Annotated in this window: 11 protein-coding genes; 5 read left to right on the top strand and 6 right to left on the bottom strand. The window is 55.5% G+C overall.

Features of this window, described 5'->3' with window-relative positions:
* Positions 1 to 37: 37 nt before the first annotated feature.
* The 4 genes from MKY64_RS25025 to MKY64_RS25010 all read left to right on the top strand — a co-directional run bounded on the left by MKY64_RS25025 (position 38) and on the right by MKY64_RS25010 (position 5,152).
* Positions 38 to 1,936 (top strand): sensor histidine kinase, encoded by a 1,899-nt coding sequence (locus MKY64_RS25025; RefSeq protein WP_036732696.1) that lies wholly within the window; start codon positions 38 to 40, stop codon positions 1,934 to 1,936.
* Positions 1,929 to 3,512, top strand: a complete 1,584-nt coding sequence (locus MKY64_RS25020) for a response regulator (RefSeq protein ID WP_036732694.1) — start codon at positions 1,929 to 1,931, stop codon at positions 3,510 to 3,512. The genes MKY64_RS25025 and MKY64_RS25020 overlap by 8 nt, the downstream gene beginning before the upstream one ends.
* Positions 3,513 to 3,619: 107 nt before the next feature.
* A complete protein-coding gene (locus MKY64_RS25015; protein ID WP_036732692.1) occupies positions 3,620 to 4,423 on the top strand; it encodes an aminoglycoside N(3)-acetyltransferase in 804 nt (267 codons plus the stop codon).
* A gap of 93 nt (positions 4,424 to 4,516) precedes the next feature.
* Complete coding sequence (locus MKY64_RS25010) at positions 4,517 to 5,152, top strand: histidine phosphatase family protein (protein WP_036732690.1); 636 nt, start codon at positions 4,517 to 4,519, stop codon at positions 5,150 to 5,152.
* A 402-nt stretch (positions 5,153 to 5,554) separates the two neighbouring features.
* On the opposite strand, the gene MKY64_RS25005 is transcribed toward MKY64_RS25010, so the two are convergent.
* The 4 genes from MKY64_RS25005 to serS form a co-directional block, all read right to left on the bottom strand.
* Complete coding sequence (locus MKY64_RS25005) at positions 5,555 to 6,826, bottom strand: MFS transporter (protein WP_036732687.1); 1,272 nt, start codon at positions 6,824 to 6,826, stop codon at positions 5,555 to 5,557.
* 5 nt (positions 6,827 to 6,831) lie between these two features.
* Positions 6,832 to 7,737 carry an ArsR/SmtB family transcription factor gene (locus MKY64_RS25000; RefSeq protein ID WP_036732679.1) on the bottom strand — a complete coding sequence of 302 codons (906 nt, stop codon included), beginning with the start codon at positions 7,735 to 7,737 and terminating at the stop codon, positions 6,832 to 6,834.
* Positions 7,738 to 7,984: 247 nt separating this feature from the next.
* Complete coding sequence (locus MKY64_RS24995) at positions 7,985 to 14,308, bottom strand: S-layer homology domain-containing protein (protein WP_340956470.1); 6,324 nt, start codon at positions 14,306 to 14,308, stop codon at positions 7,985 to 7,987.
* Between the two features lie 288 nt (positions 14,309 to 14,596).
* Positions 14,597 to 15,868: a serine--tRNA ligase gene (gene serS, locus MKY64_RS24990; protein WP_340956469.1), complete on the bottom strand. Its 1,272-nt coding sequence runs from the start codon at positions 15,866 to 15,868 to the stop codon at positions 14,597 to 14,599.
* A gap of 407 nt (positions 15,869 to 16,275) precedes the next feature.
* Between serS and ssuE the strand changes: the two genes are divergently transcribed.
* Complete coding sequence (gene ssuE / locus MKY64_RS24985) at positions 16,276 to 16,845, top strand: NADPH-dependent FMN reductase (protein WP_036732673.1); 570 nt, start codon at positions 16,276 to 16,278, stop codon at positions 16,843 to 16,845.
* Between the two features lie 91 nt (positions 16,846 to 16,936).
* Here ssuE and nrdG read toward each other — a convergent pair whose 3' ends face one another.
* Both nrdG and MKY64_RS24975 read right to left on the bottom strand, forming a co-directional pair.
* The gene (gene nrdG / locus MKY64_RS24980) at positions 16,937 to 17,464 is read right to left on the bottom strand and encodes an anaerobic ribonucleoside-triphosphate reductase activating protein (protein WP_036732670.1); all 528 of its coding nucleotides are present in this window, start codon (positions 17,462 to 17,464) and stop codon (positions 16,937 to 16,939) included.
* Positions 17,461 to 19,446: an anaerobic ribonucleoside triphosphate reductase gene (locus MKY64_RS24975; protein ID WP_340956466.1), complete on the bottom strand. Its 1,986-nt coding sequence runs from the start codon at positions 19,444 to 19,446 to the stop codon at positions 17,461 to 17,463. Before MKY64_RS24975 ends, nrdG begins: the two co-directional genes overlap by 4 nt.
* Positions 19,447 to 19,666: the final 220 nt, after the last annotated feature.

Genomic DNA, 19,666 nt, shown 5'->3' with positions numbered 1-19,666 from the left:
AGACTGCGGGCTTTTGGGCTATTTTCAAGAGGTGAGCATGCGCGAACGAACAGGGGCATTATGGAATTCCTTCCGCTATTGGTGGGGGCGGAGGTCACTGCAGAGCCGGCTGATTGCTGCATATATCTTCATTATTCTGGGACCCAGCCTGCTGGTGTCCCTCTATTCGTACAGAGCGATCAATAATACTTATAAGCGTGATTCTATTGAGAAGAACAGCTATCTCCTCCAGATGGAGAAGCTGTATGTGCTCAACCAGATTGAAGCGATGGAACGGGTCGCCCAGATGGCTTCCTCGGATAAAGGGGTGGAGAGCTATCTGGTCAGCGAGGATGAGCCTTCGCTTGGAGAACTGATCGATTTCAATACAACTACCTTTGTGAGCTTGAGCCAGATGCAATTCAATAATCCGAATATTGAGCATCTGCGGCTGTTCTCCAGCAATAAGAATGTGCATGAGCTGTGGCCGGTTATTTTCAGTGAGGACCGGGTATCGATGGAACCGTGGTTTCAAAAAGCGCTGCAGATGGAGGGACAGCATTACTGGTCCTTTCAGAAGCGGGATCCCGACCTCATGAAGCGCTACGCAGGGGAGGTGGAGGCTGGTCCGGCCAAGGTGTCGCTGCTTAAAGAGAAAAGCATTCCTGCCGGGCATCATGTCGGGATGGTGCAGGTCGATATGCAGCTGAGCAAGTTCGCACCTAAGGCATTCACCTCTGTGCAGGACAATGAATCGCAGATGATGATCGCAGATGAGGAGCTGAACCTGTTCACCCGGACGGACCACTCCTTCTTGGAGGAGAATCCGGGACTCTCTGCGGCCGTTAAAGAACGGCTGGATGTCTACCGTAAGATGGGCGGATGGGAGATGGATTACGAGGAGAACGGGAATTCATTCCTGCTGATTCAAGCGCCGCTGGAGCAGATTAATGCTTCCCTGGTCACGGTGGTCTCCATGAAGGGATTAATGAAGGATATTTCGCGTACCCGCAACCTGATTATTGGGGCGAATATCGTTTTTATTTTCCTGGTAACGGTCATTGCCTATATCATGAACGCATTTATTCTGAAGAATCTCCGCCGCCTGACCGAGACGATGAAGAAGGTCCGCAGAGGTGAGCCTTACGGCAGCATCCGGGTCAACGGCGGCGGTGAGGTCGGGGAGCTGGCCCATCATTTCTCGAAGCTGCTGAATACGATCAATACGCTGGTGGCCCAGGCGGTCCATAAGCAGGCGCTCTCCAAGGAAGCGGAGCTGCGCACCCTGCATAATCAGATCGATGCCCACTTTCTCTATAATACGCTGGAGAATATCAAGATGCTGGCCGAAATCGAGAACCAACGGACCATCTCGGATGCATTGACCCGGCTGGGCGGCATGATGCGTTATAATTTCAAGTGGAGCGGAGAATACGTCAAGCTGAGGGACGAGATCCGCCATATTGAGAATTATGTGGAGGTTATGAACATCAGGTTCGAGCATACCATCCGGTTAGAGCTGGATATTGACAGCGCTTATCTGGAAGTGGAGGTGCTTAAAATGTCGCTGCAGCCGATTGTCGAGAACAGTGTGAAGCATGCCTGGAATGCGGACGGAGTCGAGCTTAAGGACCGCGTGGTGCGGATTGATCTGACGGAGGTCGGGACGGAGATTCTAATTGTCGTGCGCGACAATGGTCTGGGACTGACGCCGGAGCGGCTGCTGGCGCTGCATGAGGCGATCTATGCGAAAGAGGAGCCTGGAGCGGACGCTTCCGGGATCAGCAGCGGAGGATATAAGGCGGGCGGCGTCGGACTGCGCAATGTGCACCAGCGGCTGCAGCTATTCTACGGTGAAGCCTACGGGCTGGAGGTACAGAGCGAAGCGGGAAAATGGACGGCCGTGTACATGTCACTGCCCAAAGTTCTATTGACGGGGGATAACAGCTATGACTAATCTGCTGATTGTGGATGATGAAAAAATGATCCGTTTAGGCCTGAAGGCGATGATTGAACGGGAATATCCGGCTGTCTACAGCATATCGATGGCGGGCAACGGCGCGGAAGCACTGGAGCTGTACAAACAGGAGCGGCAGGATGTGATTATCACCGATATCCGGATGCCGATCATGGACGGAATTACACTGCTGGCGCGGCTGTCTGCGGAAGCAGCGGCGGATGGGGCTCCGGCTGTCATTATACTCAGCGGCCATGATGATTTCGAATATGCCAAAAGCGCGATCCGCTACCGCGTCAAGGATTATCTGCTGAAGCCGATCCGCCGTGAGGAGCTGTTCGAGATTCTGGAGCGGATAGCCAAGGAAGGGGAAGAGCGGGAATTCAGCAGCCACAAGCAGCTGCAGGAAGCAGAGGGCTACCGCCGCGAGCTGCGGGCGGCCCGTCTGCGCAGCCTCCTGATGCAGCAGGAGGGCGAGGTATCGTCTGCGCAGCATGAGGAGCTTGCGGGGCTTGAAGTGCCTTTTACAGTAGGAGTGCTGAACTATTATCACAGTGACGGTACACGGATGAAGCCTGCAGAAGTGCAGGGGCTGCTGGAGCAGCTGGGCGGACCGCTAGAGCACAAATTCAAGGAGATTCTGACGGACGGAGACGGGAAGCTGGTGCTGGTCGGTGGCGGGGAGAGCTTCCTGGAGCTGGCCAAGAGGGCCGAGTCCAAGGAGCTTACGCGGCTGCTGCTCGGAATCAGCAGGGAGAGCCGCAGCGCCGGGCAGTTCCGCGCCTGTTATCTGGAGGCTTGCCGGGCGCTGCAATATACCTTCCTGTCGCCGCAGGCCAGCTTCGTGGACTATGCGGATATTCAGGCTGGACGGCTGAGCTTCCCGCTCCCGGAGGAAGAGCTGCGGAAGCTGCTTAATATGCTGGGAACCGGGCGGGAGAAGGAAATCAAGGCGCTGCTTGGCGTTATTTTTCAGACGGAGCATCTGCTGAGGCTGGATCTGAGCTACCTGGAGAATGTAGGACGGAGTATGAATGAACGCGTACTGGATGAGGTGTTCCGTACGCATGGCGAAGCTTCGGTGGAGGTGCTGAAGCTGTACCGCCAAGTGGGCAACCTGCATAATTTCCGCCATTTCCACGACTATTACCGTGCGCTGGAGCATCTGCTCCTGAGCGTTAACGATTATATTATAGGCATCAAATCCGCTCATACCGAGCATGCCGATATGGAGGAAGCGCTGGCGTATATCGAAGCGAATTATGCGCGTCCGCTGAACATGGCGATGGTCAGTAATTATGTGTCCCTGAACTATTCTTATTTCAGTGAGGCATTCAAGGCCTATACCGGGGAGAGCTTCGTGCTGTATCTCAAAAAAGTCCGCATCCGTCACGCCAAAGAGCTGCTGGCCGATAACCGGGTCAAGCTGGCCTCCGTCTCTGAGTCCGTCGGCTTCGAGAACAGCAAGCAGTTCGCACGGGTATTCAAGGAGCTGGAGGGCATCTCCCCCGGAGAGTACCGGGCGAAGCTGCTGATGGGGCGTTATCCCGGCCAGGCTGAGGATAAGGAGTCTTAGGATTAGAGCAGCTGCAGGAATGATAAAGAGCGGGAGTTAAGGGCCGGGTGGCAAGACTTGAGGTTCTGGTCTATGATAGGATAGATGGAAGGTCTGGAGGTATTTGTATGGAAGAGATCCAAGGAACACTGATTACGGTAGATAGGCTTGCCGCCGATTTTCGGCAGCTGGGCGTGCAAGAAGGCATGACGCTGCTGCTGCACTCCTCCTTGAAGTCACTCGGGCAGTGGGTGGCAGGCGGACCCGTTGCCGTGATCCTCGCGCTGGAGCAGGTGCTGGGCGAGGAAGGAACGCTGGTGATGCCGACGCAATCCTCGGATCTGACCGATCCGTCAGGCTGGAGCAGACCGCCGGTGCCGGAGGCCTGGTGGCCGGAGATCCGGGAGCATATGCCGGCGTATGACCCGGACCTGACGCCTATTCGCGGTATGGGGATTATCCCGGACTGCTTCCGCAAGCAGCGGGGTGTGCGGCGCAGCAGCCATCCGATTGATTCTTTTGCCGCCTGGGGGAAGCACCGGGATGTCATTATTGACAGCCATGGCCTGGAATATGCCTTCGGAGAGCGGTCGCCGCTGGCCCGGATCTATGAGCTGGGGGGAAGCGTGCTGCTGCTTGGCGTGGACCATGGGAACAATACCTCGCTGCATCTCGCGGAGCACCGGGCCGATTATGCAGGGAAGCAGGAGGTTATCGCAGGTGCTCCGATGCTGGTGGATGGCGTCCGGCAATGGGTGGAGTTCAGTGATTACAACTGGAATTCGGATGATTTCGCTCAGCTTGGCGCGGACTTTGACAAGGAGACCGGGCGGATTGCCAAGGGCTTCATTGCAGCATCTGCGGCGCAGCTGGTCCCGCAGCGGGAGATTGTCGATTATGGGGTGAAGTGGCTGGAGCGCCGCCGCAGGTAGACCCTGAATGAGACGATTGGCACATGCTGGTGTCATAGCGGCCGGAATGGTCCAATCATCGATACATAATTGGGTAAAGGGGAATAGGAATTCATGACTACAACGGTGTATATTACAAGACACGGGCAGACGGAATGGAATGTGCAGAAGCGGATGCAGGGTCATCAGGATTCGCCGCTTACGCCGCTGGGCGTCCAGCAGGCGGAGTGGCTGGGCAAGGCTATGAAGGATGTCCATCTGGACGCGGTCTATGCCAGCTCCAGCCCCCGGGCGCTGCGGACGGCAGAGATTATCCGGGGCGGGCGGGAGATCCCGCTTACCGCTTATGATGAGTTCAAAGAGATTAACCTTGGCGTCTGGGAAGGCCGGGAGGCCGGTGAGCTGGAGGAGCAGTACCCGGAGCAGCACCAGCTATTCTGGGGGGACCCGGCGCTGTTCAGCATCCAGGGCGGCGAGACCTTCGCAGCAGTGCAGGAGCGTGCGCTCGGCAAGCTGCGTGAGCTCATAGACCTGCACGAAGGCGGCACGATCCTTATTGCCACCCATACGGTAGTAGTGAAGGTGTTGATGGCTTATTTTGAAGACCGGGCCATGGACAAGCTATGGGATCTGCCCTACATTCACCCTACCTGCCTATGCAGAATTGATATTACTGACGGCGTGCCGGAGATTGTGCTGCACGGGGACACCAGTCATTATGTGACCAGTGAGGGCGGGCTGGAGTCCTGAGTAGCAGTTACTGGATAGCAGCACAGCAGGTAGAGTTACGATAAACAGGCGATGCGCATGTGGCATCGCCTGTTTGGCGTGGGGCGGCGTAAGGCGTGCGCGGGAATTTTGCACATTGTGCAACACTGGGGCTCGCTAGGGGGCAGTGTGTAGGAATCCTGCATGAAATGCAACAATGGGGCTCGATAAGAACGGCCTGTGCGGAGATCCTGCACGAAATGCAACAATCCAGCTCCCGTTAGCCCCGAATCGCCCGAAATCCTGCAAAAGCTGCAACAATGTGCCATAATCAGTAACAAATTAAGAAAAATCTTGCATAAAGTGCAACACTGGAGCTTGATAGGGGCGATCTACGCAGAGATCCTGCACGGAATGCAACACTGTCAGCTCCTTAAGGTCCATCTACATAGATGCATTGCCCGTCAGCGCAGCCTCCTGGCGCTGGCGGTCCCGCTGCTCCAGCACAGACAGGTCGCCGTCCAGCGCTTTCAGGCCGGGCAGGCGCAGGGCCACTCCGGCGTACAGCACCGGAAGAAGGCCTGCGGCAATCAAAAGCACAGGAACCCCGTACAGCTCAGCGACCGTACCGGCTGCCAAGGCGCCAATCGGCGACAGGCTCCCGCCAATCAGGAAGCGGACCGAATTCACCCGGCCCTGAAGCTGACCGGGTACGAGCCGCCCGTGCAGGGAGGAGCTTAGGGAACTGAAGAACGGCCCCATCAGCCCGGCGGCGAATACGGCGAACAAGGCGAAGGCATAGCTGGGGATGAAGCCCCACAGCATGGTGACGATACCTGACAAGCCCAGGCTGCCCAGCATGACAGCGCGCCGCTGCTTAATCTCGCCCATGATGGAGATGACCCCGAGTCCGGCGAGGTACCCAAGCGCAGAAGCTGTAGACAGCGTACCTACAGCCGCCGCATTGCGGTGCAGCACCTCGCGGACATAAGGGACCATCATCGTCCATATGGCTGTGGAGCTAAGATTGCTGACGGCAGCCATCATCATGATCGTCAGCATGGCCGGGAACCGCCGATAGAACGAGAAGCCTTCGGCTACCTCCCGCAGATAGCCGGATACGGAAACGGCAGCAGCAGGCGGCCCGGCGGGCTTGCCCATCCGGGGCAGCCACAGCAGCATGGCAATCGCAGCCATATAGCAGACGGCGTTGACCCCGAGCGCTGGCAAGGCGCCGCTGGCCGCGGTCAGGATACCGGCAAGCGCTGGACCGAGCAGCACGGCAGCGCCCTTGCAGCCGTCAATGATGGCGAAGGCGCGCATCAGCTTGCCGGTTCCGGCGATTTCCGGGATGACGGCCATGGCCGTCGGCAGGAACAGCGCGGAGCAGGCGCCGCTCAGGCTGGCGGCCGCGAACAGCTGCCAGAGCTGGAGATGGCCGGCGAGGCCCATGCCGAGCGGAAGCAGGAGCGCCAGCAGCCGCAGCACGGCAAGGCAGGCCATGAACCGCACGCGGGGCAGCCGGTCGGATAGCGGCGAGCCGAGCAGGCGCAGCACTTGCTCGGGAATCATGGAGCTGAGCGCAAGCGCCCCCATCGCTACCTTGGAGCCAGTCAGGTCATAGACCAGCCACTCCATGGCCAGCAGCCCAAAGGCGTCGCCGAAGGCGCTGAGTGAAACCGTGGATAACAATCCGTAATAGCTCCGTTTCTGCAACTTTCTCACCCCTTCAGGTAATCCTCAATTTGCCCAGGCAGATCGTCCAGAGCCTCCAGCCGCAGGCTGTAGGAGACACTTTTGCCGCTGGTGTGAACGATGACCAGACCTGCTGCGCGCAGCGCGATCAGGTGGTAGTGAATCGTGCTTTTGGACAGCTGGACCGCCTTCACAATCTCTGTGAAATTCATCTGGCTGCCGGTAAGCTGCCGGAGAATGAACAGCCGGGTCTCATCCGATAACGCCCGGGTAAGCCGCAGTAGCGCGGCAGTGGGCCGTCCTTCTTCGGGGGGAAGCGCATCACAAGAGTAGCTGGTGAACACAAACTCATCATATTGAGAGGAGATGACCAGCGGTCGGGCATGATATTGCGGAGTGATAATAACCTGCTTCAGCGTCTTAGACGGATAGAGCCGCATTCCTTCGGTAGCTGCCTCGTAGATGGCCATATCATTCGTGCCGTCCAGCATCGCTGCCCGTGCTTCGGCCTCCTGCCGCAGCCCTTCCATAATGGCCGGATCAATGCTGCTGAAATAGCTGTCATTCCACACCCGGATCACTTCAGCCGCAGCATCCCGCAGCCCGGCAAGATTCGCAGGCACACTCTGCCCGAACCGCCCGGCAATGTCGTAGAGCTCCCCCGGAGACAATTCTTCGAACCAATGCAGGAATGCCTCCGGCGTACGCTCTCCGGGACAGCTCCAGATGTAGGGGGAGAGACTGAAATTATCGGTGAGCTTCAGCACTTCCTTCATGCGCTGGAGCATGACAGGGGCAAACTGCGTCTGGACCTGGCGGACCCAGGAGGTCCCGGCATCCATAGCCGTATGATTTTGCTTGCCGATAAAAGCGTTCAGGCTGGTAATGCATTCATAGACAGGCGCGAAGTCCACAGTTACTTTATAATCCATAAGGAATTCCTGCTTTCTGGTGTAGTGGGGTTAGATATAACAGAGATAATAGATAGTGAAGGATAACTGAGCTTGGAATTAAAAAAAGTTCTATAAACATAGAACTTATATTTGTTTTATCATAAACGAACTTTTCTGGTTTGGCAAATCTTATTATTCAAAAAAAGGCGGTTCCCGCAGCGCATCATGCGCCTTGGGAACCGCCTTTACTGATTTAAACCTCGTATAACGCTGTAGCGTGCGTGCGTTAGTTAATGAATTGCAGCGACTTCAAGGTCTTCTCCAGCATCGTAGCCGCTTCCGCACGGGTAGCCAGCTTCGCCGGAGCGAACGCACCATCAGGGGTACCCTGGATGATGCCTGCGGCGGCGATCTCTGCTACCGCTGCTCTGGACCAGGCCGGGATGCTTGAGGCATCGCGGAATTTAGCCAGTACAGCCGAATCGGCCGTCAGGGTCTTGCCGGTGTATTTCATAGCTTTGGACAGGACGGCTGCCATCTCCTGCCGGGTAATCGGACTGCCCGGCTTGAAGCTGCCATCGGTATAACCGGTAATCAGACCTGCGGCTGCTGCTGTCTGTACAGCATCCGTGTACCATGCGCCAGCACGGACATCACTGAAGGATGTTCCTGTTGCTGCCGGTGCAAGCCCCAGCGAGCGGGTGATCAAGGCTGCGAACTCTGCCCGTGTAATAGACTGCGCAGGTGAGAAGGCGGTATTGCTGGTGCCGTTAATCACCAGCTTGGAGGCCAGCAGCTCAATGGAGCCCTGTGCCCAATGGCCGGCAGTGTCACCGAAGGTCTTGGACGATTTAACGACAGTGTAGTAGCTGTTGCTGTTGCGCTTGATCGTTACCTCTGTATGTCCGTCTGCCGGGCTTGCGAAGACAGAAGGCACGAAGGAAAGCTTGCCCGTGGCCGGGTCAAAGGCGACACCGGTCGCACCCTTGGCATCAAGTGCACCTGTGGCCGTGATTGTCCGCTTCACATAAGTGCTGCCGAAGCTGTTCAGCGGTACATTGGTGGTGCCTGCCTGGGCAGTGACACTGAATTCAATGACGGGGCCGGCTAGTGTGACCACATTGCCCTGTGCGGCAATGGCCTTGTTCAGACCGTCAAGTGCAGCAGGTCCGGCCTGAAGCAGCGAGACAGTGACCGTGAACTCCCCGGTGCCAAATCTTGCAGCCAGTGCTGATCCGTTCACAACGCTCAGCGGCAGGGAGTAGGAGGCTCCGCCTGATGAGGTGAAGGTAAGCACGGTATCAGGGCGGGCAGCCGCCTGCTGAACCAGCACACTGCCTGGCAGGACAACCTGTGCGCCTCCTGCCGACGCTGTAAGCGGAATGATCAGCTCACTAGAACCGGCTGGCAGTGCGGCCAGCTTCGCTGTAAGCTCTGCTGCTGTAAGCGTGGTAACCTGCGGTGCTGCCGCGCTTGGAGTAGAGGTTACTGATGGCGTTGCCGTAGGAGTCACTCCTCCGGTGCCCCCTGGGCTTCCGCCTTCCGGTGCCGTGGTTGGAGCCGGAGTAGGCGTTACAGTCGGACTTGGGTTTGGAACGGCACCCTTCAGATCGGTGATCCGTCCTTCAACGCTTGAAGTTACCGGATTATGCTTCTTCAGATAGGCCAGCAGGACTTCGAAGTCGGGAAGACCCAGTTCATAATAACGTCCATCCGCCTTGGCTGAAGCCAGTGCGCGGTAGAAGTCCCCGCCGCCAGCCATGAAGGAGTTCGTGGACAGAATATAATAGCCTGCCGGATCAATCGGCTGGTAAGATCCGTCCGCCTGCTTGATCTCAACGGAGATGATGCGTTCCCCGGTCTGGGTCACCTGACCGGTCAATGAACTCACAATCTCTGGTTTTTTAGTCGAATCATACGTGTATTTCATCCCCGAGACATGGGCGAAACGTCCCTGGTCTAGCTCCAGGCCGCTGACTGCGTTCTCCAGGGAGGAGATAATCTCCGCGCCGGTAACCTTCAGGGCAACCAGGCTGTTATTGAATGGGAGTGTGGTTAACACTTCGCCCATCGTAATCTCACCCTTATCAATCGCTGCACGGATCCCTCCGCCATTCTGGATGGCCACGACGCCTTTGATCGTACCAAGCTCCTCCTTGGACACGAAGTTAGGCATCAGCTCGGTAACCTTCTCCGCAATACTGTCCGCAATCATATTACCTATCGGCGTCTCTTCCTTACGCACCACGCGGACGGATTTCCCGTCGATGTCGCGGTTTGTGTAGAGATCAACGTCTGAATATCCTACCTTCTCAGCCCGAACGGCGGAGAGCTTAGAATCGTATTCAGAAGCGAGCTTGGCTTTGGCCGCCGGATCTTCAGCGTATTTGGCTACATCCAGCAGCTTTCCGTTGTACGATACAATTTCACCGTTTTTGTCAAAGACAACATTCAGCTCACCCAGATTTTGGCCGTATTCTCCTGTCTGGACCAGCAGCACAGGCTTACCTGTACCAACGTTGGTAACCGGCTCAGGAGGGTTGTCGATCTTGGTATGAGAATGCCCGCCGACAATGATGTCAATGCCGTCGACGGCGGCAGCGAGATTCTTGTCTACGGTATACCCCAGATGGGTTACCGCGATAATCTTATTAACCCCTTTAGCTTCGAGCATCGCTACAGTGTTCCTCGCGCTCTCTATATGGTCCTTGAAGCTAATCTTATCCCCCGGAGAAGATAATCCGACCGTATCCTCAGTGGTCAGGCCGAAGACACCGACCTTCTCCCCGTAGACGTCTTTGATTACAGCCGGATAGATGTTCCCGTTATACGCGGTGTCACCTTCGCCGATGGTAACGATATCGTTGTGGTACCGGTCTGCAAGCTCACTGTTCTTAGAGGTAAAGTCAATGTTTGCGCTCGCGAACGGGAATTTCGCCGCTTCCACGAAATTTCTCAGGTATTCAGGATGCTCCTTATTCTGATCAAATTCATGGTTGCCGAAGGTCATCGCGTCATAGCCGAGGTCGTTCATGAAATCAACATCCGCCATGCCTTTAAACGTAGTGGAATAGAGTGTCCCTGAGAACACATCTCCTGCATCTAACAGTAGAGTATAGGGATTGCGTTCCTGCTTGATCGCCGTAGCACGCTTGGCAATCGTCTCCAGATGTCCATGCGTGTCATTCGTGTGCAGCACACGCAGAGCGAAGTTGGATAGGTCGAACTGAGCGACTACCGGATCATGGTCGGATGCCCGTCCACGCGATGCCGGGAAGTCTGCATTAAGATGGACAACGTCCATTTCTGCGGATTTCGCAATATTTTTACTCGCCAAAATATGATCCAGTACCTGTGAGTTTCCGTCATACGTATAAGTGTACTGTTCATTAAGCGGCAGCTTGTCAATCAGATTGTCCAGCTCATTACCTTTGAGAATATCTGCGGTCTTGGTGAATTGGAAATCATTCAAGTCGCCCATGGCAATAATATTCGCCGACGGGTTGGCTGCGAGCACATCCTTGACGAAGCCGTTCACGACGGCGGCAATCTTGTGACGCTGTGTCTCACTTGACAAAACCGGTGGCTGAACGTTCTCAAACGGGCCGTTGTCCCCCGACTTGGAATTGAAGTGATTGGCAATTACAATGACCTTCTTGCCTTTGAACTCGAATTGTGCCGCAAGCGGCTTGCGGGATTCTTTAAAGGCATCGTTCGCCGGGTCAATTCTTCCCGGATTGTAGGTGAGCTTGTCCGCAGCCGCATTGTAGCTGACCGCTTGCAGAGCGGAACCCTTCTGTCCGCTGATGCTGTCAGACAGCTTGACTCTTACCGGATTGTAGAGGAATCCAACCCGGATGTTACCGCCGGGAGCACCGCCGTCTGCTTTATCCGATGGAGCAATATCAATATACTGGTACGCCGGGCCTCCGGCGGTCTGAATCGCTTCGATCAGCTCGGCGGCATTGGCTTCCACGATACCGTTGTCAGTCTCGCCGTTGCTGTCCTGCATTTCAACGACGCTGATAATATCCGGCTTCTGGAGATTTACAGCGATGGACTGAGCCAGCTTCTGAATCTTCGCGGCTCCTACGCCAGGGTAATAGTTCTCGATATTATACGAAGCCACCAGCAGCTTGTCCTCAGCTACAGCAATCGTAGAGGTCTCCTGTGTGAAGCTTCCTTGCGTAATGCCGGGCAGACTTCCATTCGCCGGAATAACCTTGAAATTTCCATTGTTGTAGCCGATTACTCCGGTCACATCACCGTTGAATGTATCACCGGTACCAACCTCTTGGCCGGGATTGCCATAGGCGATCAGCAGCCGTTGCGGATTAAGGTTTTTGGCGCCTTTTAGAACAAGTCCGCCTGCCGGTGTAATAACATCGTCCATCATATTGTCCACTCTCGTAGGAATGTTATATACGGTGGAGGTACCGCCGCCGCTTGTCCAATACGGACTGAGAATCGTAGGAGTCGGAAGTGTAACGAGCATCCCCTCAAGCGATTCATAAAAGTCCATAGCATCCTCATCGGGCTGGAATTCGGTTAGTTTATCATCGTCGATGACTGAGGACGGGATGATCCGCCCGCCTTTGCCCAGAACTACAGGCTCTGGAAGTTTTACGTTTTTGGCAACTGTCTTGATTGTACTGAGTGTAATTTGGGTGGAAGTCAGATTCTTGCTGCTGCCCTCATTGTACTCCGACACCATACCCGATACAGTCACATGATCTCCAATATCGGGCTTCAGGCTGGCATTCGTGCTGTATACGAATATGCCTTCAGAGGTATTGTCATTGCTATCCGGCTTAGGGTCCTGGATGAAAAATCCTTTATAATTGCCGTTCGCAAATGTATATCCATATTGGGTAACAATCCCCTCGACATCAGTAACGGTCTGGCCGGCATATTCAGAGGAATGGGATTCCCCTTGAATATCATGGATGCGCGGAGGCGCTGAAGCGGTATAACTGAACGTGAATACTTTGCTGGTCTGGCCCGGAATGGAAGCGATAGCTTTAATTACAGTATCCTTAGTAATCGTAACCGGAACGGTATACAACGTACTGGTCACGGTAGGTTCTGAGCCGTCGAGCGTATAATAGATAGCTGCTCCTTCTGTAGGACTGGATAGTGTTACAGAGCCTCCGCTAATGATTCGTCCGGCGCCGGGGCTGGCGGTCACAGAGAATAGCCCTTCTACCAGACTCTCGGCATTCAGCGGAATGAATTGATAGACATCATTAAACTGTTCAATAACACCGGTGATTCTATCAAAATGCTTTTCTGCGGTCAGTTGAGGCAGGTCAGAGTAAATTCTGAACGGCTGCTCAGCTTGAATGGCGGTGACATTCTTACCGTCTTTACTTTTGATTGTTACATTCTCAAGTGTGACAAGTTTAGCCTCATAAGCTTCACCATTTGCTGTTGTCAGTTCTGCGGCGGTAATTAACTGGGGAGCAGGAACACCGGCATCCGGAGTCACTACACTGTAGTTAAGCCCGGCGGACGGTTTAAGTTCCTGGAGGTTACTGTAGATATCCATAACACCTTGAATATTAACAATATCTCCTGCTTTGGCGAAGTCAGGGTACCCGTACAGCACAAGGCCAGCAGTGGCATCCTGAATGTACATTTTTGCGCCGTCGATGTGTGTAACCGTTCCTTCCGTCCATACGTTCTGACCCTTAGGTGCCGGGCGGACAGAGGCAATATCCTGTTGTTTAAGGAGAGTGTAATCATAGCTCGATTCTGTGCTATAGACTGCATCGGATACAGCATAGGTTTTGATTGTCGTGGGTGCATTTAGTAGGATAGGGGTGCTGTATGGCTTGAATGCCGCTTCGGCGCCGTCTATGTAGACTGCGGCGTACACGGATGCGCCAACGGTTGAAGTATTAAGGGAGATTTCAGTGCCTGCGGGCCAGGCATTGGCAGACGGAGTGGCAATAACCGGCGCTACAGTCTGACTGAGACCATAATGGCTATTGCGGGGATCAGGGGGCTGGACGGTGAAGTCCTTAGAGTTATTATCGGTATCGAAGGCACGGTTATCTGCAGGTGAAATGTCTGCGGTCTTGCGCACTGCGGCAAGGGTACTGCTTAGTGCGGCTGTAGCTCCGCTGCCTTCATAAGTAGTGGCAGTTCCGAAGCCAACCATATCAACACCTGCATTGGAGGCATCTACAAGGTCAATTTTGCCATTGGTAGCTCCAAGCTTTAATGTTCCTGTATAATCAGGGGCTGGCAATTCAACCGTACCTCCGGTACCAGCCGATTGCTGGATCAGAAAGTATCCCTTCGCGGCAATGGTTCCTGTTAATACTGAGATGTCGGATGTGTTAATTAGGTCACCATTGGCACTGGCATAACGCACCTTCCATCCCTCAAGACTCACTGCTGTATCCGTAGGATTGTATAATTCAATGAAGTCATTTTTGTATTTAGCGCCGCCGTTGCCGCCGCCACCGTAGACTTGTGAGATTACAATATTACTGTTATCCGCTGTTGCCTGTGCACTTTGTCCAGCAGGCGTTAACAGTCCGAGCAGCATTAGCACGGATAACCCTGTAGACAGCCATCTTCGCATCCTGTGAGAAATAACCATGATCCTAAACCCACTCCTCTCAAAACTATGATTGGCATTCCCCATTATTCTACCATTTAATTGTTAAATAAAGGGTCGCTTCATATAAATATATATTAAATTGAGACCAATTCAAAAGAATAATAGAGAAGTTTATTAGAAATGCATAAAAATAGTAGTAATGTTTAGTATAAAATCTATATAAATAGCCATTCCCCAATATTGGGGAATGGCTATTATCGATTATTAATAGAAAATCAATTATAGTCGACGTTGTAGAGCCGGATATCAGCCGTGATTCACTCCCGTTTAAATCCGCTCCGCCCCGCCCATATACGGCCGCAGCGCCTGCGGGATATAGATCGATCCGTCCTCCTGCTGGTGGTTCTCCAGCAGCGGAATCAGAATGCGCGGCGTGGCCACCGCTGTGTTGTTCAAGGTATGGCAGTATTGCAGCCGCCCGTCTTCATCACGGTAGCGGATGCCCGAGCGGCGGGCCTGGAAGTCGAGCAGATTGGAAGCCGAGTGGGTCTCCCCGTAAGCTTCTCTGCCCGGCATCCAGGTCTCGATGTCATACTGCTTATGGGTCTTCATCGCCATGTCTCCGCTACAGACGGCGACTACCCGGTAAGGCAGCTCCAGCAGCTGAAGAATATGCTCGGCATTGCCGAGAATCTCCTGGAGCATCTGCTCTGATTCTGCCGGATCGTTCTTGCACATGACCACCTGCTCGATCTTCGAGAACTGGTGGACCCGGTACAGCCCGCGCACATCGCGGCCGGCCGAGCCGACCTCGCGGCGGAAGCAGGCCGACATCCCGGCCAGCCGCAGCGGCTGATCCAGCTCCAGAATCTCATCGCTGTACAGCGAGACCAGCGACACCTCCGAGGTCCCGGCCAGCCAGCGCTTCTCGCCTGTCAGCTCGTAGGTCTGGTCCCGGCCGCCGGGGAAGAACCCGGTCCGCTCCAGCGCTTCCGGCCGGACGATCACGGGCACATCCATCGCGGTGAAGCCGCGCTGCATCAGCACATCGAGCGCCAGCCGCTGCACGGCGAGGTGCAGCAGCAGCCCGGCCCCCTTCAGCACATAGCTGCGGGGCCCTCCGGCTTTGACACCGCGCGGAAGGTCGATGATGTCGTGCAGCTCTCCGAGCTCGACATGGTCCCGCGCGCGGAAGCCGAATACCGGCGGCGCGCCATGCCGCCGCAGCTCCACATTCGCGCTGTCATCCGGCCCGATCGGCGTATCCGCCGACACGGGATTCGGCGCTTCCAGCAGCAGCTCGCCGCAGCGCTGCTCCGCTTCTGCCAGCTCCGCCTCCAGCAGCGCCAGCTCGCTGAGGGTGCCCCGCACCTGCGCCTTTGCGTGCTCGGCGCCTTCAGGGTCGCCCCCGCGCAGCAGGCGCTCGACCTCCTTCGTCAGCGCGTTGCGCTCCGCGCGCCGCTGCTCGGTGGCCCGGCGTACCTCCCGCCGCCGGTCATCCCACTCCAGAAGTTCCTCCAGGGGGAACTTCAATCTTTTCCATTCGGCCGTCTTCCGTACAAGGTCCTCATTCTCCCTGATCCAATTCATATCCAACATCTGCATCCGCTCCTTAAGTGTGGGTAAAAAAACGCAAAAAACGCCCTCATCCATGGGACGAGGAGCGTCAGCTCGCGGTGCCACCCAGGTTGACCTCATTCGCGTATAGCAGCTAAGCAGCGCGGAATCAGGCCCTCTTTGGTCTTCGCGGTAACGGGCGAAACCCGGTAAACTTAGGGAACAGGAAGCTGCTCCGGTCGCAGACGCCTCGCGGTTGGATGCCGGTCGTTGGCCTGGTCGGGATATAGGTTTGCCGTTTATTATAACCAGAGCGGCAGCAGTTTGCAAGCATAAGAGGGGTTTGACAATATTCCTTGTACTCTGCTAGGATTATTACTAATTTAAAGTATTGATGCCCGGCGAAGCAGCCCGGTTTATCCTATTATGCGGACGGAAGAGGTGCGGAAATGGCCAAAATAGTCGTAATTAACGGAACACCCTCGCTGGTCTCACGGATCAATGCCGTGATTGAGTATGCAGAGAATGCCCTGCGGGAGCGCGGGTATGAAGTGGAGCGGATCAATGTGGCGGAGCTGCCTGCGGAGGATCTGATCCATACCAAATTCGAGAGCGAGGCCATTGTCAAGGCGAATGGGCTCGTAGCGGAAGCTGATGCGGTAATCGTAGTCAGTCCGGTATATAAGGCTTCTTACACGGGAGTACTGAAGACCTTCCTGGATCTGGTGCCGCAAAAAGGGCTGGCCGGCAAAATCGTCCTGCCGCTCTTCATGGGCGGAAGTCTTGCACATCTGCTGGCGATCGACTATGCACTGAAGCCGGTACTGTCCGTGCTTGGCGCCCGCTACATTCTTGGCGGCGTCTACGCCGTAGACTCCCAGGCGGTTCGTAACGACCAGGGCGTAGTTGAGCTGGCTGAAGAGCTGCGTTTACGCCTGAACAGCGTGCTGGAAGAGCTGGCGGAGGAGACGGAGCATAAGGTGGGGCGCAAGGCAGGACAGACAGGAGCCGCGGAATAAGGTTACGCTGCCGGTCCGATCATCCCCGGTACAATCAAAAGGCACTAAACCACCCGGATGCGGGAGTTTAGTGCCTTTGTCTATTTAGGAGTTATACTCCTTGAAAGCTCAGCTCCGGCTCCCACAGAACAACCCTATCTCCCGCCAGACTCGCCGGAATATCAATGATCCGCTGGTTGCTGCTTCCCCGGTAGGAGAGGGTAAGGTCTTTGAGCTCTTCGACGAACCGTCCGTCGATCACGACCTGGCACAAGGCCAGCAGCTTCCATTCCGCAGAGCCCGGGGAAGCCGTAAGCTCCTCGTACGTATAGCCGGTATAGATCCAGACCGGGAAGGCCGGCAGCTCGGCGCGCAGCTCGTGTATGAAGTCTGCAGCCTCCTCAGCCGAGAAAAAAGGGTCCCCGCCCGCCAGCGTCAAGCCGTCCAGCAGCGGATTGCCTGCAATCTCCTCTATAATCTCCCGCCGGCGCTCCGGGGTAAAGGCCTCCCCGTAGTTAAAGTTCCAGGTCTTCGGGTTGAAGCAGCCCGGGCAGCGGTGGCGGCAGCCGCTGACGAAGAGGACGGCCCGCAGGCCTTCCCCTTCATTGATCGACTCCGGATAATATCCGCAGATGTTCATAGATGCTTAACACGGTCCCGGACTTCGGCTTGCTTGGCCGCATTGAAACGGGTCTGATAGTCACCGGTCAGATACCCGGTAACCCGGCGCAGACGGCGGATATGGGTGGTATCCTCATGGGCATTGCAGGTCGGGCAATTCGTGCCGATGACCCCTTCATAGCCGCAGCCGGAGCAGCGGTCAATCGGATGGTTGATGCTGAAGTAGCTGATGTCCTGCTCCAGCGCATATTTGATGATTTTGACGAACGCTGCAGGATTGCTCCGGGCATTGCCGTTCAGCTCGACATAGGAGATCGCTCCGGCGTTGCAATATTCATGGAACGGGGCTTCCAGGCTGATCTTCTTGGCTGCGCTAAGTTCATGGTAGACCGGAATGTGGAACGAGTTCGTATAGTATTCACGGTCGGTTACCCCAGGGATAGAACCGAGCACCTTGCGGTCGATCTTGGTGAACTTACCGGAGAGACCTTCGGCCGGTGTTGCGAACAAGGTGATGTTGAGGTTAAGCTCCTCGCTCTTGCGGTCGCAATATTCACGCATGTGGCGGACAATGGCTACAGCCTTGGCGTGAATCTCCATATCTTCGCCGTGATGCTTGCCGTACATGGCTTTCATGCATTCGGCCATCCCGATGAAGCCCAGCGACAGGCTGCCGTGCTTCAGCAGTTCGCCTGCACTGTCATCAGGGGCAAGCTGCTCGCCGCCCTCCCAGACGCCTTCACGCATCATGAAATCGGAGGCTTTGGCCTTCTGGGAAGCCTGGATACGGAAGCGGTGCAGCAGACCGTCCAGCGCAATATCCATATAGTGATTCAGGTCGTCGAAGAACCCTTCTTCATCAGCAGCCAGGCGGCGGCCGGTTATCGTGCCGTGGGCCAGTCCAAGACGCACCAGGTTGAGCGTATTGAAGGACAAGTTGCCTTTGCCGGAGCAATGGTTGCGTCCGAAGCGGTCGCCGAGCACACGGGTCCGGCAGCCCATCGTAGCGAACTCGGTATCCGGGTCAGCCGGATCATAATATTGCATGTTCAGCGGAGCGTCCAGGTTGGCGAAGTTCGGATACAATCTGCGCGCCGAGCACTCCGCTGCCTTCAGGAACAGCTCATAGTTAGGGTCACCCGGTTGCTGGTTGATGCCTTGCTTGCATTTGAAGATCTGAATCGGGAACACCGGCGTCTCCCCGCTGCCCAGTCCGTTCATCGTAGCCGTCAGCAGTGAGCTGATCACAAGCTGGCCCTCCGGGGAGGTGCAGGTCCCGTAGTTGATGCTGGTAAAAGGAATCTGGCCGCCGGAGCGGCTGGACATCGTATTCAGGTTATGTACCATACTCTCTGCGGCCTGCAGGGTCTCGCTCTGCGTCTCCTTCAGGGCAAAACGGAAGGCGCGCGGATACTGCTCAGCCAGATCGCTGCGGCTCATCGTAATCTCCCCAAGTTCTGAAACCTCTGCATTCTCCTCGAAATACTCCAGACCTTTGCGGAAGAGCTTGGAGAAGGACTTGGTCACATAAGGAGCCAGATCATAATCCAGCTTGTTGGCGGACACACCGCCGTACTGCGCATTCTGCTGCGACTGGAAAATAATCGCCACCAGCGACATCGCCGTCATAATCGAGTTGGGAGGCCGTACGCTGCCGTTGCCGGTGTTGAAGCCTTCACGGAGAAGCCGTTCGAACGGGATGAAGATGCAGTTGGTGGTTCCGATGGCGTATTGATCCAGGTCATGCACATAGACGACATTATCCAGGGTAGCCTGTACCAGCTGCGGCGGCATGGTGAAGTTGCGGGCATACCATTTGGAGTATTCACTGCCGAATTTGCTCATTTTGCCGGAGAAGCTCTCCCCGTTCAGGTTGGCGTTCTCGCGCAGCAGATCCAGATCCCGGCTGTCGATAATATCCCGTCCCAGATGAATGACCTCTTCCAAAAGATCCTCCTGTGCAGCTTGTCCTTCGTTATAACGTTTCTCCAGCAGCGTCATTATATAACTCTCTCCTCTCGGGTATTGTAAGCGTTAAAAAAGCACCTCCGGCCGGGAAGGCCGGAAATGCCCGAATGCATGATGCAAAGATCCGGGAAGCGGAAATTTGCCTGTGGTCTGGGTGGAATATACGAGCAGACAAGGGGCAAATAGCTTACGCCCGTTCTTGTATATTCCGCAGAGCCGATACCTGAAAATAATCCGCGATCGTCCTCAGGTA

The organism is Paenibacillus sp. FSL R7-0210 (assembly GCF_038009085.1).
GTDB lineage: Bacteria > Bacillota > Bacilli > Paenibacillales > Paenibacillaceae > Paenibacillus_AQ > Paenibacillus_AQ silagei.
The sequence above is the reverse complement of the archived record's forward strand: the minus strand, read 5'-3'. Positions and strand labels throughout refer to the sequence as shown.